General features: G+C 67.6%; 20 protein-coding genes. 10 read left to right on the top strand and 10 right to left on the bottom strand.

The genetic code is table 11. The features are described 5' to 3' along the window. The first annotated feature begins 60 nt into the window (after positions 1-60). Entirely contained in the window at positions 61-990 is a 930-nt protein-coding gene (locus QAR72_RS11000; RefSeq protein ID WP_304617422.1) for an ABC transporter ATP-binding protein, read from the top strand. Positions 991-995: 5 nt separating this feature from the next. Further along, positions 996-1,757: an ABC transporter permease gene (locus QAR72_RS10995; RefSeq protein WP_304617448.1), complete on the top strand. Its 762-nt coding sequence runs from the start codon at positions 996-998 to the stop codon at positions 1,755-1,757. Here the strand turns inward: QAR72_RS10995 and QAR72_RS10990 are convergent. Then, positions 1,754-2,236, bottom strand: coding sequence for a hypothetical protein (locus QAR72_RS10990; protein WP_304617421.1), 483 nt, complete (start codon positions 2,234-2,236; stop codon positions 1,754-1,756). The two genes, QAR72_RS10995 and QAR72_RS10990, sit on opposite strands and share 4 nt — an antisense overlap. Positions 2,237-2,468: 232 nt before the next feature. Between QAR72_RS10990 and rimO the strand changes: the two genes are divergently transcribed. Genes rimO through ettA form a run of 3 tightly spaced genes read left to right on the top strand, consistent with a single transcriptional unit; the run spans position 2,469 to position 6,451 of the window. Continuing rightward, positions 2,469-3,836: a 30S ribosomal protein S12 methylthiotransferase RimO gene (rimO, locus tag QAR72_RS10985; protein ID WP_304617420.1), complete on the top strand. Its 1,368-nt coding sequence runs from the start codon at positions 2,469-2,471 to the stop codon at positions 3,834-3,836. Beyond that, positions 3,811-4,740, top strand: a complete 930-nt coding sequence (locus QAR72_RS10980) for a sulfotransferase family protein (RefSeq protein WP_304617419.1) — start codon at positions 3,811-3,813, stop codon at positions 4,738-4,740. The genes rimO and QAR72_RS10980 overlap by 26 nt, the downstream gene beginning before the upstream one ends. A 55-nt stretch (positions 4,741-4,795) precedes the next feature. Continuing rightward, on the top strand, positions 4,796-6,451 hold the full coding sequence (ettA, locus tag QAR72_RS10975) for an energy-dependent translational throttle protein EttA (protein ID WP_304617418.1): 1,656 nt from the start codon (positions 4,796-4,798) through the stop codon (positions 6,449-6,451). A 79-nt stretch (positions 6,452-6,530) separates the two neighbouring features. On the opposite strand, the gene ilvD is transcribed toward ettA, so the two are convergent. The 4 genes from ilvD to QAR72_RS10955 all read right to left on the bottom strand — a co-directional run bounded on the left by ilvD (position 6,531) and on the right by QAR72_RS10955 (position 10,689). Further along, positions 6,531-8,369, bottom strand: coding sequence for a dihydroxy-acid dehydratase (ilvD, locus tag QAR72_RS10970; RefSeq protein ID WP_304617417.1), 1,839 nt, complete (start codon positions 8,367-8,369; stop codon positions 6,531-6,533). A 184-nt stretch (positions 8,370-8,553) separates the two neighbouring features. Then, complete coding sequence (locus QAR72_RS10965) at positions 8,554-9,753, bottom strand: UbiH/UbiF family hydroxylase (protein WP_304617416.1); 1,200 nt, start codon at positions 9,751-9,753, stop codon at positions 8,554-8,556. A gap of 15 nt (positions 9,754-9,768) precedes the next feature. Further along, the gene (locus QAR72_RS10960; protein ID WP_304617415.1) at positions 9,769-9,960 is read right to left on the bottom strand and encodes a hypothetical protein; all 192 of its coding nucleotides are present in this window, start codon (positions 9,958-9,960) and stop codon (positions 9,769-9,771) included. 42 nt (positions 9,961-10,002) lie between these two features. Continuing rightward, on the bottom strand, positions 10,003-10,689 hold the full coding sequence (locus QAR72_RS10955) for a pyrimidine 5'-nucleotidase (protein WP_304617414.1): 687 nt from the start codon (positions 10,687-10,689) through the stop codon (positions 10,003-10,005). 64 nt (positions 10,690-10,753) lie between these two features. On the opposite strand from QAR72_RS10955, the gene QAR72_RS10950 reads away from it, so the two are divergent. From QAR72_RS10950 to QAR72_RS10935, 4 genes are all read left to right on the top strand, one after another. After that, positions 10,754-11,377, top strand: coding sequence for a GntR family transcriptional regulator (locus QAR72_RS10950; protein WP_304617413.1), 624 nt, complete (start codon positions 10,754-10,756; stop codon positions 11,375-11,377). Between the two features lie 6 nt (positions 11,378-11,383). Further along, positions 11,384-12,007 (top strand): DNA-3-methyladenine glycosylase family protein, encoded by a 624-nt coding sequence (locus QAR72_RS10945; protein ID WP_304617447.1) that lies wholly within the window; start codon positions 11,384-11,386, stop codon positions 12,005-12,007. Further along, the gene (locus QAR72_RS10940) at positions 12,004-12,660 is read left to right on the top strand and encodes an alpha/beta hydrolase (protein WP_304617412.1); all 657 of its coding nucleotides are present in this window, start codon (positions 12,004-12,006) and stop codon (positions 12,658-12,660) included. The genes QAR72_RS10945 and QAR72_RS10940 overlap by 4 nt, the downstream gene beginning before the upstream one ends. Before the next feature lie 237 nt (positions 12,661-12,897). Continuing rightward, positions 12,898-13,497, top strand: coding sequence for an HNH endonuclease (locus QAR72_RS10935; protein ID WP_304617411.1), 600 nt, complete (start codon positions 12,898-12,900; stop codon positions 13,495-13,497). Here QAR72_RS10935 and QAR72_RS10930 read toward each other — a convergent pair whose 3' ends face one another. Then, the gene (locus tag QAR72_RS10930) at positions 13,498-13,671 is read right to left on the bottom strand and encodes a hypothetical protein (protein ID WP_304617410.1); all 174 of its coding nucleotides are present in this window, start codon (positions 13,669-13,671) and stop codon (positions 13,498-13,500) included. It abuts the gene before it with no gap. 92 nt (positions 13,672-13,763) lie between these two features. Beyond that, positions 13,764-14,639 carry a 4-hydroxy-tetrahydrodipicolinate synthase gene (dapA, locus tag QAR72_RS10925; protein WP_304617409.1) on the bottom strand — a complete coding sequence of 292 codons (876 nt, stop codon included), beginning with the start codon at positions 14,637-14,639 and terminating at the stop codon, positions 13,764-13,766. 117 nt (positions 14,640-14,756) lie between these two features. On the opposite strand from dapA, the gene QAR72_RS10920 reads away from it, so the two are divergent. After that, positions 14,757-16,829 carry a lytic transglycosylase domain-containing protein gene (locus QAR72_RS10920; RefSeq protein ID WP_304617408.1) on the top strand — a complete coding sequence of 691 codons (2,073 nt, stop codon included), beginning with the start codon at positions 14,757-14,759 and terminating at the stop codon, positions 16,827-16,829. Here QAR72_RS10920 and QAR72_RS10915 read toward each other — a convergent pair. The 3 genes from QAR72_RS10915 to QAR72_RS10905 all read right to left on the bottom strand — a co-directional run. Further along, positions 16,765-17,751: a DMT family transporter gene (locus QAR72_RS10915; protein ID WP_304617407.1), complete on the bottom strand. Its 987-nt coding sequence runs from the start codon at positions 17,749-17,751 to the stop codon at positions 16,765-16,767. The two genes, QAR72_RS10920 and QAR72_RS10915, sit on opposite strands and share 65 nt — an antisense overlap. 99 nt (positions 17,752-17,850) lie before the next feature. After that, on the bottom strand, positions 17,851-18,642 hold the full coding sequence (locus QAR72_RS10910) for an inositol monophosphatase family protein (RefSeq protein ID WP_304617406.1): 792 nt from the start codon (positions 18,640-18,642) through the stop codon (positions 17,851-17,853). A 72-nt stretch (positions 18,643-18,714) separates the two neighbouring features. Beyond that, a partial coding sequence (locus QAR72_RS10905; protein ID WP_304617405.1) for a LysR substrate-binding domain-containing protein occupies positions 18,715-19,499 on the bottom strand: 785 nt, incomplete at its 5' end.

Genomic DNA, 19,499 nt, shown 5'->3' with positions numbered 1-19,499 from the left:
GACTGGTAAAGCCGGATCGGGCGACATAGATGTGCCCTCGGGTTTCAGAAAGGGCGCGGCATGGCTGCCATCATCGAGATCGACCGGCTTTCCAAACAATATGGCAGCGGCACCAGGGCACTGGACAATGTCAGCATGTCCATCGACGAGGGCGAGATCATCGCCCTGCTGGGGCCGAACGGCGCGGGCAAGACCACGATGATCTCGATCATCTGCGGGCTGGTCGTGCCGACCGGCGGCACGGTCCGGGTCGGCGGCCATGACATCCGCACCGACTGGCGCGCCGCGCGCCGCCTGATCGGGCTGGTACCGCAGGAAATCGCGCTGGAGCCGTTCGAGAAGGTCATCAACTGCGTCCGCTTCACGCGCGGGCTCTACGGCATGCCGCCCGACGAGGCGTATGTCGAACGCATCCTGCGGGCGCTGTCGCTGTGGGACAAGCGCGATGCGGCCACGCGCGAATTGTCGGGCGGGATGAAGCGCCGCGTGCTGATCGCCAAGGCGCTGGCCCATCAGCCGCGTGTCCTGTTCCTGGACGAACCGACGGCGGGCGTCGACGTCGCGCTGCGCCGCGAGATGTGGGAGGTCGTGGCCGATCTGCGCCGCGAGGGCGTGACCATCATCCTGACCACGCATTATCTTGAAGAGGCCGAGCAGATGGCCGACCGGATCGGCGTGATCGCCAAGGGCCGCCTGCTGCTGGTGCGCCCCACGGCAGAGCTGATCGGCGAATTCGGCCGCAAGACGCTGACGATCGAGCTGGACCAGCCGCTTCAGGCGATCCCCGCCGAATTGCACGGCCGCGGCCTTGGCCTGTCGGATGACGGGCGCCGGCTCAGCTTCGATTACGACACGCGCGCCGACCGCACCGGCATCGCGCGGCTTCTGGGCGATCTGGCCGCGCAGGGGATCAGCGTGCGCGACGTCTCGACCCGGCAATCCAGCCTCGAGGACGTGTTCCTCTCGCTTGTTTCGGAGGATGCGGCATGACCGGCATCAACTGGCGCGGGGTGGGCGCGATCTTCCACCACGAGATGATGCGCTTCTTCCGCACGATCTGGCAGTCGCTGGCCTCGCCCGTCCTGTCCACGGTCCTTTACTTCGTCGTCTTCGGCGCGGCCATCGGAGGGCGCATCCAGTCGGTCGAGGGGGTCGAATACGGGGCCTTCATCGTGCCGGGCCTGATGATGCTGACCGTCCTGCAGCAATCGGTCAGCAATGCCAGCTTCGGGATCTACTTTCCGAAGTTCAGCGGCACGATCTACGAATACCTCGTCTCGCCCGTGGGCTGGGTCGAGGTCACGATGGGCTTCGTCGGTGCCGCCGCCGCCAAGGCGCTGCTGATCGCGCTTGTGATCCTGCTGACCAGCTTTGCCTTTGTCGGCGTCCATATCCTGCACCCGTTCTGGATGCTGGCCTTCCTGACCCTGTCGGCGCTTGGCTTCAGCCTTCTGGGCTTCATCATCGGGCTCTGGGCCAAGTCCTTCGAGCAGCTTCAGATCGTGCCGATGATGGTCATCATGCCGCTGGTCTTTCTGGGCGGGGCCTTCTACTCGGCCAGCATGCTGCCCCCCTTCTGGGAAGCCGTGGCCAAGCTGAATCCGGTCCTCTACCTGATCTCCGGTGTCCGCTGGTCGTTCTTCGGGCTGGCCGATGTGCCGGTGGGCGTGTCGCTGGCCGCGGTGGGGCTGATGGTGGTGATCTGCCTGGCCATCATCCGCTGGATCTTTGCGACCGGCTGGCGGCTGCGCGACTAGTTCCTACGCGTGCGCTGTTCATGCGTGGCCAGGCTGTCGCAGATCCGGGTCTGCGGGTCCAGCCGCACATAGTCGCGGGCCGAGATCACCTGCATGTTGATCGACCGGTTCCAGCCCCCGAACCAGCGGTCGCGGATACCGTTGCGATAGGTGCTGCCCATGATCTGGTCGACATGCGGCGGGATGATGCGCGTCCCGGGCAGTCGGGGCGCATGGAAGCCCACGCTGGCATGAGGGCCAAGGCAGGCATTCGGCAGCGTGATCAGCATGGTGCAGGCCGACCGGCAATAGCCGCGGATGCGGACCTCGCGGCCGCTGCGGCCCAGATCCTCGCGCGTTTGCAGCATCTGGACGACATTGCCGCCGCGATGGTTCCACACGTCGATATAGGGTCCGTTGCGCTGGATGCCCGAAGGCTGGGCCAGGGCCGGCCCGGCCAGAACGCCAAGCGACAGGACAAGGGCGAGGATGCGTTTCATGGCGCGATCATGATCCCGGACGCGCGGGGGGTGAAATCACGTTCCGGCGACGGCGGGACCCTTGCGCGTCCGCCCGCGTTAGGCCCCGACACAACGGAGAAATGCCATGTTCCGCCTGATCAAGCTGTTCGCGATCTTCAAGCTGTTCCAACGTGCGCGCAAGGGGCGCCGTCGCTAGTCCAAAGCGTCGATATGGCTTTTCCAGCGCGGCCGAATCGCTTATCTGCGGCGGATGCAGCAGAACCCGCCCGATCTTCGCCCCGATCTAGCCCGCGCCCGCATCCCGGATGACCGCCGCGAGGGTCAGCCGACCATCGGCATGGTCAGCCTCGGCTGCCCCAAGGCGCTGGTCGACAGCGAACGCATCCTGACGCGCCTGCGGGCAGAGGGCTACGCGATCAGCGCCGATTATCAAGGCGCGGATGCGGTGATCGTGAACACCTGCGGTTTTCTCGACAGCGCCAAGGCCGAAAGCCTCGATGCCATCGGCGAGGCGCTGCGCGAGAACGGCCGCGTCATCGTGACCGGCTGTCTGGGGGCCGAGCCCGACTACATCACCGGCGCGCATCCCAAGGTGCTGGCGGTGACGGGGCCCCATCAATACGAACAGGTTCTGGACGCGGTCCATGGCGCGGTCCCGCCCCGGCCTGATCCGTTCATCGACCTTCTGCCGGCCTCGGGCGTCAGCCTGACGCCGCGCCATTACAGCTATCTGAAGATTTCGGAAGGCTGCAATCACAAGTGCAAGTTCTGCATCATCCCCGACATGCGCGGCCGTCTGGTCAGCCGCCCCGCCCATGCGATCCTGCGCGAGGCCGAAAAGCTGGTGCAGGCCGGGGTGCGCGAGCTTCTGGTGATCTCTCAGGACACCAGCGCCTATGGGCTGGACCTGAAGCACGCGACCGACCGGGGGCATCGCGCCCATATCACGGATCTGGCCCGCGATCTGGGCAGTCTGGGCGCGTGGGTGCGGTTGCACTATGTCTATCCCTATCCGCATGTGCGCGACCTGATCCCGCTGATGGCCGAAGGCGCGGTGCTGCCCTATCTGGACATCCCCTTCCAGCACGCGCACCCCGACGTGCTGAAGCGCATGGCCCGTCCGGCGGCTGCCGCAAGGACGCTGGACGAGATCGCCGCCTGGCGCGCCGTCTGCCCGGAGATCACCCTGCGCTCGACCTTCATCGTCGGCTATCCGGGCGAGACCGAGGCCGAGTTCCAGACCCTGCTGGACTGGCTGGACGAGGCGCAGCTCGACCGTGTCGGCGCGTTCCAGTACGAGAACGTCAAGGGCGCGCGCGCCAACGACCTGCCCGACCATGTCGCCCCCGAGGTCAAGCAGGACCGCTACGATCGCTTCATGGAAAAGGCCCAGGCGATCAGCGCCGCGAAACTGGCCGCCAAGGTGGGCCAGCGCCTGCAGGTCATCGTGGACGAGGTCGATCAGGACGGCGCCACCTGCCGCACCATGGCCGACGCCCCCGAAATCGACGGCAACCTCTTTATCGATGAAGGGTTTGACGGCCTGAAACCCGGCGATATGGTGTCCGTGATTGTGGACGAGGCAGGCGAATATGACCTCTGGGGACGACGCGACTGACAGCGCAGGCGATGCCGCGCTGGCGCGCATTCTGACGGTTCTGGCGATCAGCCCGGCCTTCGACCCCGAGGGCAAGCCAAAGAAGCCCGGCGCGCTGTGCATCGGCGCGCAAAAGGCCGGGACAAGCTGGCTGGCGCAGATGCTGGGCCAGCATCCGCAGGTCTGGATCCCGCCCTTCAAGGAAGTGCAGTATTTCAACCACCTGCACATTCCCGAACATCGGCGCTGGATCGGCTGGCATTACCGCAACAAACCGCAGGAAATCCGCGACCGCCACCAGATGCGCAAGGTCGATCTGGAACCGGCGCTGGACGAATATCTGACCGCCATCACCAGCGGCAAGATGTTCCACAACCAATGGTACAAGCGCGTCTTCGCCCCCGCGCCCGAACACGCCATGCCGATGGATTTCACGCCCGAATATTCCACCCTGCCCGAAGAGGGCGTGGATGCCGTCGCGCAATTCCTGCCCAAGGCCAAGGTGATCTACCTGATCCGCCACCCGGTCGACCGGGCCGTGTCGCAATTGCGGATGAACCTGCGCCGCGAGAAACGCAATCCCGCGACGCTGGACGACTGGATGGCCGAGATCGCGAATCCGGTCCTGTTCGACCGGGGCGATTACGCGACCTATCTGCCGCGCTGGCTGGCGCGCTATCCCGACATGCTGGTCATTCCCTTCGGCCGCATCGCCAGCAATCCCGGCGCCGTCATGGACGCGGTCGAGGCGCATCTGGGCGTCGGTCCCTGCTTCTATGCCAACATGAACCAGAAGGTCTTTGCCAACGCCCCCGGCCTCATGCCCCCGCCCGAGGCCGTCGAGGCGCTGGAGGAACGGATGGCGCCCCAGATCCGCGCGATCCGGCAAATCCTGGGCGATGATTTCGCCGCCAGCCTCCGCTGACCTTTTCCCGGCCGCCGGAATCGCCTAAAAGACGCCAAATTCACAGGAGTTCCCGATGGCGTCCTATCAGTTCGTCTACCACATGGACGGCGTGTCCAAGACCTATCCCGGCGGCAAGAAGGTGTTCGAGAACATCCGCCTGAACTTTCTGCCCGGCGTCAAGATCGGCGTCGTGGGCGTCAACGGCGCGGGGAAATCGACCCTGCTGCGCGTGATGGCGGGCTGGGACAAGGATTTCACCGGCGAGGCCTGGGCCGCCAAGGGCGCGACTGTCGGCTATCTGCCGCAGGAACCCCAGCTTGACGAAAGCCTCGACGTGCGCGGCAACGTGATGCTGGGCGTCGCGGCGAAGAAGGCCATTTTGGATCGCTACAACGATCTGGCGATGAACTACTCGGACGAGACCGCCGACGAGATGGCCGCCCTGCAGGACCAGATCGACGCCGAGAACCTGTGGGATCTGGACAGCCAGATCGACGTCGCGATGGAGGCCCTGCGCTGCCCGCCCGACGATGCCGACGTGACGACCCTGTCGGGCGGCGAACGCCGCCGCGTCGCGCTGTGCAAGCTGCTGCTGGAAGCGCCCGACATGCTGCTGCTGGACGAACCGACGAACCACCTCGACGCGGAAACCATCGCCTGGCTGCAAAAGCACCTGATCGAATATCAGGGCACGATCCTGACGGTGACGCACGACCGCTATTTCCTCGACGACATCACCAGCTGGATCCTCGAACTGGATCGCGGCCGCGGCATCCCCTACGAGGGGAACTACTCGGCCTGGCTGGAACAGAAGGCCAAGCGGCTGGAACAGGAAGCCCGCGAGGACAAGTCCAAGCAGAAGGTTCTGGAACGCGAACTGGAATGGATCCGCGCCGGCGCCAAGGCGCGCCAGGCCAAGTCCAAGGCCCGGATCAACGCCTATAACGAGATGGCCAGCCAGTCCGAGCGTGAAAAGCTGTCGCGCGCCCAGATCATCATTCCGAACGGCGAGCGTCTCGGCAACAAGGTGATCGAGGTCCAGGGCCTGAAAAAGGCCATGGGCGACAAGCTTTTGATCGAGGATCTGTCCTTCAGCCTGCCGCCCGGCGGCATCGTCGGCGTGATCGGCCCGAACGGCGCGGGCAAATCGACCCTGTTCCGGATGCTGACCGGCAACGAGGCCCCCGATGCCGGCACGATCACCTTCGGCGACACGGTGCAGCTGTCCTATGTGGACCAGTCGCGCGACGCGCTGGACCCCAACGCGACCGTGTGGGAGGAGATCAGCGGCGGCGCCGAGCAGATCGTTCTGGGCGATGCGCAGATGAACAGCCGCGCCTACTGCTCGGCCTTCAACTTCAAGGGAGGCGACCAGCAGAAGAAGGTCGGTCAGCTTTCGGGCGGCGAACGCAACCGCGTCCACATGGCCAAGCTGCTGAAATCAGGTGGCAACGTCCTGCTGCTGGACGAACCGACCAACGATCTTGACGTGGAAACGCTTCAGGCGCTGGAAGCCGCGCTCGAGGACTTCGCCGGCTGCGCGGTGATCATCTCGCACGACCGCTTCTTCCTCGACCGCCTCTGCACGCACATCCTCGCCTTCGAAGGCGACGCCCATGTCGAATGGTTCGAGGGCAACTTCCAGGCCTACGAGGAAGACAAGGTCCGTCGCCTCGGCCCGGATTCCATCGAGCCCAAGCGCGTGAAATACAAGAAGTTCACCCGCTGATCTGCAGCACGGCAAACAGAAACGCCGCCCTTCGGGGCGGCGTTTTTCGTTCCGACGCCGGCGCTGGCGCGGCCGGGGCTTACTCCGGCACCACGCGCACGGCGCCCTTGGCGGCGCTGGTCGTCATGGCGGCATAGGCCCGCAAGGCGGTCGTGATCTTGCGCTTGCGCGGCTTGGCGGGCTTCCAGCCTTCGGCATCGCGCGCGGCGCGGCGGGCGGCCAGGGTGGCATCGTCCACGACCAGTTCGATGGTGCGGTTCGGGATATCGATGCGGATCAGGTCGCCCTGCTCGACCAGACCGATCGTGCCGCCCTCGGCCGCCTCGGGCGAGACATGGCCGATCGACAGCCCCGACGACCCGCCCGAGAAGCGCCCATCCGTCACCAGCGCGCAGGCGGCGCCCAGGCCCTTGGATTTCAGGTAGCTGGTCGGGTACAGCATCTCCTGCATGCCGGGACCGCCGCGCGGGCCTTCGTAGCGGATCAGCACGACCTCGCCGGGCTTGACCTTGCCGGTCAGGATGGCGCTGACGCTGTCATCCTGGCTTTCAAAGATATGCGCCGGCCCCTCGAAGGTCAGGACCGATTCATCGACGCCCGCGGTCTTCACGATGCAGCCATCCTCGGCCAGGTTGCCGTAAAGCACGGCCAGACCGCCATCCTTGCTAAAGGCGTGTTCGGCGCTGCGGATCACGCCCTTTTCGCGGTCCAGATCCAGCGCGTCGTAGCGGCGGTCCTGCGAGAACGCCGTCTGCGTCCGCACCCCGCCCGGCGCCGCACGGAAGAAGTGATGCACCTCGGCGTCGTCGCTGCGCTTGATGTCCCACTTCGCCAGCGCCTCGCCCATGCTGGGCGAATGGACACAGGGCACATCGGTATGCAGCAGGCCCGCGCGCTCCAGCTCGCCCAGGATCGCCATGATGCCGCCCGCGCGGTGGACGTCCTCCATATGGACGTCCGACTTCGCGGGTGCGACCTTGCACAGGACCGGCACCTTGCGCGACAGGCGGTCGATGTCCGACATGGTGAAATCCACGCCCGCCTCGTGCGCGGCGGCCAGCAGGTGCAGCACGGTGTTGGTCGAGCCGCCCATCGCGATATCCAGCGTGATCGCGTTCTCGAAGGCGCGGAAGCTGGCCACGCTGCGCGGCAGGACCGAGGCGTCGTCGCCCTCGTAATAGCGTTTCGCCAGATCGACGATCAGACGACCGGCGCGCAGGAACAGCTGCTTGCGGTCGGCATGGGTGGCCAGCGTCGAGCCGTTGCCCGGCAGCGACAGGCCAAGCGCCTCGGTCAGGCAGTTCATCGAATTCGCGGTGAACATCCCCGAACACGAGCCGCAGGTCGGGCAGGCCTCCTGCTCGATGGCGGAAACATCCTCGTCGCTGATCGAATCATCGGCGGCGGCGACCATCGCATCGACCAGGTCCAGCGCCTTGACGGTGCCGTCCTTCAGCACGACCTTGCCCGCCTCCATCGGCCCGCCCGAGACGAACACGACCGGGATGTTCAGCCGCAGCGCCGCCATCAGCATGCCCGGCGTGATCTTGTCGCAATTCGAAATGCAGACCATCGCATCGGCGCAATGGGCGTTGACCATGTATTCGACACTGTCGGCGATGATCTCGCGCGAGGGCAGCGAATAGAGCATCCCGTCATGGCCCATGGCGATGCCGTCATCGACGGCGATGGTGTTGAATTCCTTGGCGATCCCGCCTGCGGCCTCGACCTCGCGGGCGACCATCTGGCCCAGGTCCTTCAGGTGGACATGGCCCGGCACGAACTGGGTGAAGCTGTTGACGATGGCGATGATCGGCTTGCCGAAATCGCTGTCCTTCACGCCCGTCGCGCGCCACAAGCCACGCGCGCCGGCCATGTTGCGGCCATGGGTGGTGGTGCGGGAACGATAGGCGGGCATGGGTCATCTCCTGTTGCTGGCAGTCGCGTTTAGCATCCATTTCAGCGGAAGGAAATTGCCCTCGGGCGCCAATTCACGATGTTTTATGTCGCCCTTGCAACGGCGGCTGCACCGGGCGCTCTGCGGGGGGTCCGGGGGGGTGCAGCCCCCCGGGGCTTCGCGGGACGCAACAGGCTGCTGCCGGTCAGTGCAGGCCCAGACCCGCGCGCATCATCAGCCGCCGGACGGGGGCGACACCGTAAAGCCCGCCAAGCGCGGCGGCGCGCAAATCGCGCAGGGGACGCAGACTGGCCTGGCTGGCGCGGTTCAGCGCGTCGATCCCGAGCATCCGCGCCATCGCCTCGGGGCGGCGGGCGCGCTCGTATTGCGCCAACGCCCGAGGGTTGCCGGGATCGCTGCCGTTCAAGTCGACCAGCAGCGCCAGATCAGCGAGGCTCATGTTCAGCCCCTGCGCGCCGATGGGCGGGACGACATGCGCGGCCTCGGCGATCAGCGCGGTGCGCGGCGCGGTGAAGCGGTCCGCGATCTGGCTGATGATCGGCCATTCCGTCAGCCGCGTGGCCAGCCGCAGATGCCCCAGAACCCCGGCCGAACGTGCGTTCAGTTCGGCCTCGAAGCCCTCGGGCGGCAGGGCGCGCAGGCGGGCAGTCTCGCGGCCGTTCTCCATCCAGACCACGGCGGAACAGGGTCGACCCTCGCGGTCGGGCAGAGGCACCAGGGTGAAGGGCCCGCCCGAGCGATGCACCTCGGTCGAGACGTTGTCATGCGGAAATTCATGCGTGACCGCGAAGGCCAGCGCCTTCTGCCCATAGCGCAACCTACGCGCGCCGATGCCAAGCGCCTGCCGCACCGGCGAATCGCGTCCATCCGCCCCGATCAGCAGCCGCGCCCGCAGGCGGCAGCCATCCGAAAGGGTGACGATGGCGCCCTCGTCACGGGCCAGCACCGCGGCGGTGGCGATGCCGGGCTGAAAGCGCACGGTCTGCATCGCCTCCAGTCGGCCTAGGATCTCGCGGCGCAGCAGCCAGTTGGGCAGGTTCCAGCCAAAGGGCTGATCACCGATCTCGGCGGCGTCGAAATCGCGGGTCAGCCTGGCGCGCGGCTCGGCCCCGCCCGCATCGACGATCCGCATGACCTGCAGGGGCATGGCATGGGGCTGCAGACGGTCCCAAAGCCCGGTCCGCTGCAACAATGCGACCGACGGGGTCAGGATCGCGGTCGTGCGAAGATCGGCACCATCGGCGGCCTCGTCCGTCACCGGCGGGGCCGGATCGATGCAGAGGGTCGAGAAACCCTCGGCCCCGAAGGCCGCCGCCGCGATCAGCCCGGCAATCCCGCCGCCCGACACAAGGATATCGACATCTTCGATCGCTGGTGCGGGCAAGGCGGGCTCCTGTCGTCAGTTTCCGGCGGTGAAGGCCAGCATGACGCCAAAGATCACCAAGGTCGCCACAAGCCCGAAGATCCCCAGACCCGCCACGCCGAACAGGATCACGCAGGCCGCCAGCAGCGCCACGAGAAGGGCCAGCACCCCAAGGATCAGGCCAAAGGCGGCACGGTTGGAAAGGTCGGTGTTGTCATGCGCAGTCATTGCTTCGGTTCCTCGAACAAGTTGCGCGCGTTCCAAACCCAACTAGCCCGACGCGGTGCCGGTTGCAATGCGACCAAGGAACGCGGCCAGATCGTCGGTCTGATGCTGGACATGGGCGGGCACGGGCGCGCCGCGCAGGATCGGGTCGGGCCCGTCAAAGCCCTGGCCGACCAGAATTGTCCGCATCCCTAGGGCATGCGGGACGGCAAGGTTGCGCGGGTCGTCCTCGAAAAAGGCGGCCTCGCGCGGGTTGATCCGCGCCGCGTCCAGAACGCTGTGAAAGGCTTCGGGGCGGGGCTTGGGGTGAAAGCCCGTCTCCTCGATCCCGTAGACGGCCTCGAACAGGTCATGTTCCAGACCGCGCGCGGCCAGAACCCGGCGGGCATAGGCCGCATCGCCATTGGTGTGGATGATCCGCCGCCCCGGCAGCGCGGCAATGGCATCGGCCAGGGCCGCGTCCGGCCGCAGCACCGAAAAGTCGATGTCATGCACGTCGCTGAGGTAATGGCCCGGATCGACCCGGTGTTCCGCCATCAGCCCGGCCAGCGTCGTGCCGTGCAGCCGCCAATATTCGGCCCGCAGCCGGTCGGCATCGCCCTGCGGCACGCCGAGGACGCGCATCATGTAGGCCGTCATGCGCCGCTCGATCTGGGCGAAAAGCTGGGCCTCGGGCGGGTAGAGCGTATTGTCCAGATCGAAGATCCAGACGCGAACATGCGAAAAATCCATCCGCCCGACATAGCGCCGCACCGCCGCGCTTGCAATTCACGCCGCCGCGGCCAATCGTGGCGCGATGAAGGACGCCTATTCCCTGATCCTGACCGCGATCGAAAGCGGGACCTATCGCCCCGGCGACCGGCTGGTCGAATCCGAGCTGGCCGACCGTTTCGGCGTCAGCCGCACCCCCGTGCGCGAGGCGCTCCAGCGGCTGGAAACGCAGGCCATGCTGGTCCGCGACGGGCGCAGCCTGATCGTCGCCTCGCTGGATCACAACCAGCTGGCCGAGCTTTATGTGGTGCGCGCCGAGCTCGAGGCGCTGGCCGCGCGCCTCGCCGCCCGCCATGCCAGCCCCGAGGAGGTGCGCGTCCTCAGCCAGATGGTCGAGGAGGACCGCCAGAACCAGCACGACCCCGAGGCTCTGGCCCGGTCGAACCGTCGCTTTCACCGGCAGATCCACCTGGCGTCGCACAACCGCTATCTGGTGCAGCAGCTTGATCTGGTCCATCGCAGCATGGCGCTGATGGAAAAGACCTCGCTGGCCGCCGAGGGCCGCAGCGCGGCGGCCCTGTCCGAACATTCGCGCATCGTCGAGGCGATCGCCTCGGGCGACGGGGCGGCCGCGGACAAGGCGCTGCGCCAGCATATCTCGATGGCGTGGGAGACGCGGCTGAAGCTGGAAGCCCAAGCCCATGGCTAGGCCGTGATCCGCCTGATCCGGACCGAGGCTGATCTGGCCGAGGGCGCCGCCCATCTGGCGCGCGTCTGTCCCGTCTGGGCCGAGGTCCTGCCGCTGATTGATCCCCTGCCCCTGCGCCGCCGCGAGGCCGGTTTCGCCGCGATGGCCGATGCGATCATCGGGCAGCAGATCTCGGTCGCGGCGGCCGCCTCGATCCGGGCGCGGCTCGAGGCGGCGGGCCTGTTCTCCGAGGCGGCGATCCGGGCCGCCACGCCCGACGACCTGCGCGCGGCCGGCCTGTCGCGGCCCAAGGCGCGCTATCTGGCCGCCATCGCCGAGGCGGGGCTGGACTGGGACGGGCTGGCCGCCCTGCCCGATGACGAGGCGATCGCCCGCCTGACCGCCTTGCCCGGCGTGGGGGTCTGGACGGCCGAGATCTACCTGAAATTCGCGCTTGGCCGCGCCGATGTCTTCGCGGCGGGCGATCTGGCCCTGCAGGAAGGCGCGCGGCTGCTTTACCGGCTGCCCGAGCGGCCCGGTCCCCCAACGCTGCGGGTGCTGGCCGAACCCTGGCGGCCCTGGCGGGCGGTTGCGGCGCGGGGGCTCTGGGCCTATTACCGGCTGGCCAAGGGCCGCGAGGGAGTGACATGACCGACCGACTGACATCCGACCGCAAGGGTCCGCAACAGGCGGATTCGGCGGTGATCTTCCTGCACGGCTATGGCGCGGACGGTGCCGACCTTCTGGGTCTGGCCGATCCCCTGGCGCCGCACCTGCCGCGCACGGCCTTCTTCGCCCCGAACGCGCCCGAGCCCTGCCGGAACAATCCGATGGGCTATCAGTGGTTTCCGATCCCCTGGCTGGACGGCTCGTCCGAGGCCGATGCGCGTTCCTCGATGGAGCGTTCGTTGGGGATGCTGGACGCCTATATCGACAGCGTGCTGGCCGATGAGGGGCTGACGCCGGACCGGCTGGTGCTGGTGGGTTTCAGCCAGGGCACGATGATGGCGCTGCATGTCGCGCCCCGCCGCGACAAGGCCGTGGCCGGGATCGTCGGCTTCTCGGGGCGGCTTCTTGCGCCCGAGACGCTGGAGGCCGAGGCCCGCGTCAAGCCGCCCGTGCTGCTGGTCCATGGCGACGAGGACCAGATGGTTCCGTTCGAGGATATGGGTCTTGCCGGCAACGCGCTGATGGCGGCGGGCTTCACCGTCTATGGCCATGTGATGAAGGGAACCGGCCACGGCATCTCGCCCGACGGATTGTCGGTGGCCCTGGCCTTCATCCGCGACAAGCTGCAATCCTGAAGCCCCCGATCACAGCCCGGGCGCGCAGCCGATCCGGTCGCCGTCCGCCCCCTGCCCCGACAGGAACTGCCGCAATTTCAGGCACGGCGCGTCATGGCGCTGTTACCTGATGCGGCTATCTGTCATGCTGGCCGCTATAGATGCAGAGGCTTGCCACACGGCTTGCACGATATATAGTCGGCCCATGGATCTGTGGGATGCCCCCGGCCGATCTGCGGGGCAGGCAGGACGGGCGACATGCTGGACGACCATCATCAGACAGAATTCCGGACCCAGTTCGTGCGCGAGCCTGCGGCGTTGCGCCACCACCCCGCCCTGGTGCTCAATGCCGATTACCGCCCGCTGAGCTATTACCCCCTGTCGCTGTGGCCTTGGCAAGAGGCGATCAAGGCCGTCTTTCTGGACCGGGTCAGCATCATCGCCGAATATGACGAGGTGGTGCGAAGTCAGAGGCAGGTCTTCCGGATCCCCTCGGTCGTCGTTCTGAAGGATTATGTCAGACCCCAGAAGCGCGTGGCATTCACGCGCTTCAATCTTTTTCTGCGGGACGAATTCTGCTGCCAGTATTGCGGGGCCAAGGGCGACCTGACCTTTGACCATGTGGTGCCACGCTCGCGCGGGGGTGTGACCAGCTGGGAAAACGTCGTGGCGGCCTGTTCGCCCTGCAACCTGAAAAAGGCCAATCGCAGCCTGCGCCATTCCGGCATGAGCCTGCGCCGCAAGCCGCGCCAGCCCACCCCCGAAGAGATGCATGCAGTCGGGCGGCGCTTTCCGCCGAACCACCTGCATGACAGCTGGATGGATTACCTCTACTGGGATGCCGAGCTGGAAAGCTGATCAGGCATGCGGGTCGCGATGGTCACGCGGCCCCAGATGCAGGACCAGCGCGGCGCCAAGCGCGACCAGCGCCAGAACCGCCAGCGGCACGCCCGAGGCGAAGGTCGCCCAGAGGGTCAGCCCGGCAGCCAGGATGACCGCGGCGATCAGCAGAAGGAAATGCGGCAGCGGCATGGGCGACTCCTCTCCTTGGGCTCAATATGAGCTTCGCCGAGGGGTTTGAAAAGACCATGCGACAAATGCGCGATATCCTGCCCGAAAGATGATCAGAGCAGACCCGCATGCTCCATCGCGGCATCAATCTGGCGGCGCACCCCGTCGCTGAGCGGCGTCAACGGCAGGCGCACCCGTTCATTGCACAGGCCCAGCCGCGACATCGCGTATTTCGCGCCGACCAGCCCCGGTTCAAGAAAGATCGCGTGATGCAGCGGCATCAGACGGTCCTGATATTCCAGCGCGGTGCGGTAATCGCCGCGCAAGGTCGCCTCCTGGAACAGCGCGCAGAGACGCGGCGCGACATTCGCGGTGACGCTGATGCAGCCCACGCCGCCATGCGCGTTGAAGCCAAGCGCGGTCGCATCCTCGCCCGACAGCTGCACGAAATCCGGACCGCAGGTCATGCGCTGCAGGCTCACGCGCTCCAGCTTGCCGGTCGCGTCCTTGACGCCGATGATCGTGGGCAGCTGCGCCAGAATGCCCATCGTCTCGGGAGTCATGTCCACGACCGAACGGCCGGGAATGTTGTAGATCACGATCGGCAGGTCGCAGGCTTCGGTCAGGGCGGTGTAATGCGCGATCAGGCCGGCCTGGGTGGGCTTGTTGTAATAGGGCGTGACGACCAGCCCGGCATCCGCGCCGACGCTGGCGGCGTGCTGCAGCAGCCCGATCCCCTCGCGGGTCGAGTTCGACCCCGCCCCCGCGATCACCGGAATGCGGCCATCGACCGCGCGCACGACTTCCTCGATGACCAGGCGGTGTTCGTCATGGGTCAGGGTCGGGCTTTCGCCGGTGGTGCCGACCGGCACGATGCCGTGGCTGCCCTGGTCCAGATGCCATTCGACCAGCTTCTTGAGCGCGTCCAGATCCAGCTCGCCGTCCGGGGTGAACGGCGTGACGAGGGCTGGCATAGACCCTTTGAACATGACACGCTCCTTGGTGGTATATCGGGGTTGGTTGCGCCGCTCTCACTAGCGGGGGGCGCGGCACTTGCCAAGGATGTGTATTGCATCGGCGGGCTTTGGCCGCGACACAGGGTGGTGATGCGACTTCTGCGTGACATGATGCTGGCCGCGATGCTGGCGACCCTGCCGCTGGCCGCCCCCGTGCGGGCCGAGGAACCCGGCGCAATGGCGCTGGCGCTGGCCGCCGCCGATGCCCGCGACTGGACGACCGCGCGCGCCGCCGCGCAGCGCGCAGGCCCCCTGGCCGAGGCGCTGATCGGCTGGCAGGCCCTGCGCGCGGGCCATGGCGACTTCACCGATTTCCTGGATTTCGTGGCCCGCAATCCCGACTGGCCCGGCCTTGACCAGATCCGGCAGCGCGGCGACGGCAAGCTTCGCCCGCTGACCCCGGACGAGGCCGCGATCTGGTTCGCCGATCGCCGGCCCGCCACCCTGCGCGCCCACGAGGCGCTGATCGCCGCCCTGCCCCCCGCCGAAGCCGAGGCCGAACTCGCGCGCTTCGTCATCGAGACGCCGCTGGAGCCCGCCGACGAGGCCGCGTTGCTGGCCGCCCATCCCGATGCGCTGGTTCCCCTGATCCCCGAGCGGATCACGCGGATGCTGGACCGCCGCCAATGGGAACAGGCCGAACGCCTGCTGGACCGGCTGCCCGAAGAGGACCGCGCCCTGCCCGCCGCCCGCATTGCCCTGCAAGCCGGGCGCGAGGGGGTGGACGCGCTGATCCTGGCCCTGTCCGACGAGGCGCGGGCCGATCCCGGCCTGACGATGGACCGCTATCTGTGGCGCGTCGGCGCGCGGATGCATGACGGGGCGCAGGCGCTGATGCTGGAAGCCTCGACCAGCGCCGAGGCGCTGCGCGATCCGGCACAATGGGCCTCGATGCGGGTCGATTACACTCGGCTGGCGATGCGGAACGGCGACTGGCAACGGGCGCTGGAACTGGCCACGCCGCATTTCCTGACCCCCGACAACCGCCACTATGCCGATCTGGAATGGCTGGCGGGCTGGGCCGCGCTGCGGACCGGCGATCCGGCCCGTGCGCTGGATCATTTCCGCCATCTTGAAACCGTGGTCGGCAGCGCGATCAGCCTGGCGCGGGCGCATTACTGGCAGGGCCGCGCGCATGAGGCGCTGGACGACCCGGCAGAGGCCGAAGCCGCCTTCCGCCGCGCCGCCGCTTGGCCGGGCGTCTATTACGGCCAATTGGCCGCCGAACGCGCGGGCGTCCCTCTGCCCGCGGATTACGCCATCCCCGGCCCCGCCCATGACACCTTGCCCGATTGGCGCGGCGCGGCCCTGGCCGACAATGCGGTCTATCGCGCGGGCCTGTGGCTGCTGGCGACAGGCCGCGCCGCCGAGGCGCAGCGCTTCTTCCTGCATCTGGCGCAGGATGCCGCCCCCGAGGATATCGCCCGCATGTCGCGCCTGATGTACGAGGCGGGCTATCCTTGGCACGGGCTGCGGCTGGCCAAGCAATCGGCCAATCAGGGCGTGATCTGGCCCGTCGCACATTTCCCCCTGACCGGGCTAGAGACCGAGGATCTGGGCCCGCCCCCGGAACTGGTCATGGCTATTGCGCGGCAGGAATCGGAATTCAACCACACGGCCTCCAGTCCCGTAGGCGCGCAAGGTCTGATGCAGGTCATGCCCGCGACCGCCGAACAGGTCGCGCGCCAGATCGGCCTGCCCTACGATCCCGCGCGGCTGTCCGGGGACGCGGCCTACAACGCCCGGATCGGTTCGCAATACCTGCTGGACCTGACGGACCGCTTCGGCCCCTCGGTCGCGCTGATCGCGGCGGGCTACAATGCCGGGCCGGGCCGCCCGGCGCGCTGGATCGGGGACTTCGGCGATATCCGCAGGGGTGCCGACCCGGTCGAGTGGGTCGAACTGATCCCCTTCGACGAGACGCGCAACTATGTCATGCGCGTGGCCGAGGCGCTGCCGGTCTATCGCTCGCGCATCCATGGCCGGCCGGCGCCGATCGTGCCGCGTTGGGACCTGTCGGGAGGGGGGATGATGCCGCCGCCTCCGCTGCGGCTGACGCTGGCCTTGTCGGCGCGGCCCGCCCCGAACCCGGCGCGGTTTATCGGTCCGGTCCTGCCGCCCGACTGGCCTGCCGTGATCTCAGCCGCTGCCGAAGCAGAGTGAAGATCCCCGCCGCGACCACGATCACCGTGCCAACGACGACATTCGGGCGCAGGCTTTCGGCAAAGACCAGCACGCCGATGATGCTGACCCAGACAAGCTGCGTATAGGCGAAGGGCTGCAGGACCGAGGCCTCGGCCATCTCGTAGCTGCGGATCATCAGGTAATGCGAGGTCATCCCGCAGACACAGAGCAGCCCCATCCAGACCCAGTCCATCGGGGCCAGCCACTGCCATTCCCAGATCCCGGCCAGCGTGATCGCCACCGCCCCCGCAATGCCCGTCCAGAAGAAGCTGACCATCGCCGGATCATCGCGCGAGACATGCCGCGTCAGCAGGCCATATAGCGCGAAGAGCAGCGCGGCGATCAAAGGCAGCAGCGCCTCGATTGTCAGGACGCCGCCGCCGGGATTCAGGATCACCAGGATCCCCGCGAAGCCGATGCCGATGGCGCTCCACCGGCGCCAGCCGACGCGCTCGCCCAGAACCGGGCCGCTCAGCGCCGCGACCAGCAAGGGATAGACGGCAAAGACGGCATGGGTCTCGATCAGGCCCAGCCGCACGAAGGCCTCGACCATGATCATCACCTCGAAGGCCAGGATCACGCCGCGCGCGATCTGGGTCAGCGGGCGCTTGGTGCGGATCGCCCGGCGCAGCCCGCCCGGCTGGCGCGAGACCAGCGCGATCACGAAGACCGCAAAGACCCAGTAGCGGATCATCACGATCAGGACGGGCGGATATTCGCCCCCCAGAATGCGCGAGAACAGGTCCTGCAGCGCGAAGATGAAGCTGACCGCGCACATCAGGATGATCGCCAGCCCGGGGCGGTCGCGCGGCGGAGGCGGCGTCACCGGCGGGATCGGAGGCGGTGCCGACGCCGTGGCGGCCGATGCGGCATAGGGCGGGTGGGATCGGTCGTCGGACATGGGCGCGCCTTTCGGGTCGCGCCCGGTCTGCGCCCCGCCTGTCCCAAGGTCAAGCCACGCGCCGCCTTGCACGTCCTGCAAGGCCGCGCCTGTTGCGGCCTAGTCGCGGGCGCGGATGATCTTGGCGAAAGGCTCGAGCAGGGTCGGGTTCGCGGCGATGATGCGGCCCGATTCCAGCGGGTTGTCGCCGTCGCGGATGCCCTGGACGAAACCGCCCGCCTCGCGCACCATCAGGATGCCTGCGGCCACGTCCCAGGGCTTGGTGCCGCGTTCCCAGTAACCGTCGAACCGCCCCGAGGCGACATAGGCCAGGTTCAGCGCCGCAGAACCGAAGCCCCGCACGCCCGCCGCCGTCGGCATCAGCTGTGCCAGGTCCTGGATCATGGCGGGCAGCGGGCCGGTGCCGGAATGGGGAATGCCCGTGGCAAACACCGAATCGGCCAGCCGCGTGCGCCCCGAGACGCGCAGCCGCTGATCGTTCATGAAGGCACCCCCGCCCTTTTCGGCCACGAACAATTCGTCCTTGGCCGCGTCGAAGATGACGGCGGCGACGATCTCGCCCTTGTGTTCCAGCGCGATGCTGACGGCCCAATGCGGCAGGCCGTGCAGGAAGTTCGTCGTGCCGTCCAGCGGATCGACCAGCCAGCGGCGGGTGGGGTCATCGCCATCCTCTGCGCCGGTCTCCTCGCCCAGCCAGCCATAGCTGGGGCGTGCGCCGCGCAGTTCTTCCTTGATCAGACGCTCGGCCTCGCGGTCGGCGCGGGTGACGAAATCGCCCGCACCCTTGACGCTGACCTGCAGGTTCTCGACCTCGCGGAAATCCTTGACCAGCGCGCGCCCGGCCTTGCGGGCGGCCTTGATCATGACGTTCAGATTGGCGCTTGCCATCACATGCTCCGGGAATAGGGGTTGGGCGCGTCATAGGGCAGGCGCGCCGGAAAGCCAAGCGGCAGGCGTCCGGCCCTAGCTGGCGGCGCCGCGCAGCATCCGCAACGGCTCGGTCCGCGACAGTCGCAGGACATGCGCCATATAGGGCTGCGCCAGATCGCCACTCCGCACCGCTGCGTAAAGCCTGCGCCGGATGCCCTGCGGCCCAAGCGGCAGCAGCGCCAGTTCCGGGTTCGCCGCCTCGCGCCGCAGCACCCAGTCGGGCATCACCGCCACCCCGCGCCCCGAGGCGACCAGCATCAGCGCCACGGCGGTCAGCTCGACCGTGCGCTGGCGGGCGGGCTCGATCCCTGCGGGGGTCAGGAATTGGCTGAACACGTCCAGCCGCGCGCGGTCCATCGGATAGGTGATCAGCGTCTCGGCCGCCAGATCGGCCGGGTCGGCGTAGCCCTTGGCGACCAGCGGATGCCCCGTCGGCACGACCAGCGTCGGCGCGTAATCGAATAGCGCCTGGAAGGTCACGTCAGGCAGATCCTCGGGATCGGACGAGATGACCAGATCGACCTCTTCGCGCACCAGGGCGGGCAGCGCGCCAAAGGCCAGGCGCTGGCGGATGTCGACATCCACATCCGGCCAGGCGCGGCGGAAGATGTCCAGAACCGGCAGAAGCCAGTCGAAACAGGCATGACACTCCATCGCGATGTGCAGACGACCGATCCGGCCCGCCTCGACACCCTTGAACTCGGCCTCGGTGGCGGCGACCATGGGCAGCACCTGCTCGGCCAGCCGCAGAAGGCGCATCCCCGCCGCCGACAGCCGCATGGGCTTGGCGCGGCGGACGAACAGCTCGACCCCGGCCT

The sequence above is a fragment of the Paracoccus sp. (in: a-proteobacteria) genome, assembly GCF_030604785.1.
Lineage (GTDB): Bacteria > Pseudomonadota > Alphaproteobacteria > Rhodobacterales > Rhodobacteraceae > Paracoccus.
Note: the sequence above shows the minus strand (reverse complement) of the source record. Positions and strands in the feature narration are given on the sequence as shown.

Bases quoted from the DNA above. Each gene is read 5' to 3' on its own strand.
- QAR72_RS11000 (WP_304617422.1), top strand. From the start codon at position 61: ATGGCTGCCATCATCGAGATCGACCGGCTTTCCAAACAATATGGCAGC.
- QAR72_RS10990 (WP_304617421.1), bottom strand. From the start codon at position 2,236: ATGAAACGCATCCTCGCCCTTGTCCTGTCGCTTGGCGTTCTGGCCGGG.
- rimO (WP_304617420.1), top strand. From the start codon at position 2,469: ATGCAGCAGAACCCGCCCGATCTTCGCCCCGATCTAGCCCGCGCCCGC.
- QAR72_RS10980 (WP_304617419.1), top strand. From the start codon at position 3,811: ATGACCTCTGGGGACGACGCGACTGACAGCGCAGGCGATGCCGCGCTG.
- ettA (WP_304617418.1), top strand. From the start codon at position 4,796: ATGGCGTCCTATCAGTTCGTCTACCACATGGACGGCGTGTCCAAGACC.
- ilvD (WP_304617417.1), bottom strand. From the start codon at position 8,369: ATGCCCGCCTATCGTTCCCGCACCACCACCCATGGCCGCAACATGGCC.
- QAR72_RS10960 (WP_304617415.1), bottom strand. From the start codon at position 9,960: ATGACTGCGCATGACAACACCGACCTTTCCAACCGTGCCGCCTTTGGC.
- QAR72_RS10955 (WP_304617414.1), bottom strand. From the start codon at position 10,689: ATGGATTTTTCGCATGTTCGCGTCTGGATCTTCGATCTGGACAATACG.
- QAR72_RS10950 (WP_304617413.1), top strand. From the start codon at position 10,754: ATGAAGGACGCCTATTCCCTGATCCTGACCGCGATCGAAAGCGGGACC.
- QAR72_RS10940 (WP_304617412.1), top strand. From the start codon at position 12,004: ATGACCGACCGACTGACATCCGACCGCAAGGGTCCGCAACAGGCGGAT.
- QAR72_RS10935 (WP_304617411.1), top strand. From the start codon at position 12,898: ATGCTGGACGACCATCATCAGACAGAATTCCGGACCCAGTTCGTGCGC.
- QAR72_RS10930 (WP_304617410.1), bottom strand. From the start codon at position 13,671: ATGCCGCTGCCGCATTTCCTTCTGCTGATCGCCGCGGTCATCCTGGCT.
- dapA (WP_304617409.1), bottom strand. From the start codon at position 14,639: ATGTTCAAAGGGTCTATGCCAGCCCTCGTCACGCCGTTCACCCCGGAC.
- QAR72_RS10920 (WP_304617408.1), top strand. From the start codon at position 14,757: ATGCGACTTCTGCGTGACATGATGCTGGCCGCGATGCTGGCGACCCTG.
- QAR72_RS10915 (WP_304617407.1), bottom strand. From the start codon at position 17,751: ATGTCCGACGACCGATCCCACCCGCCCTATGCCGCATCGGCCGCCACG.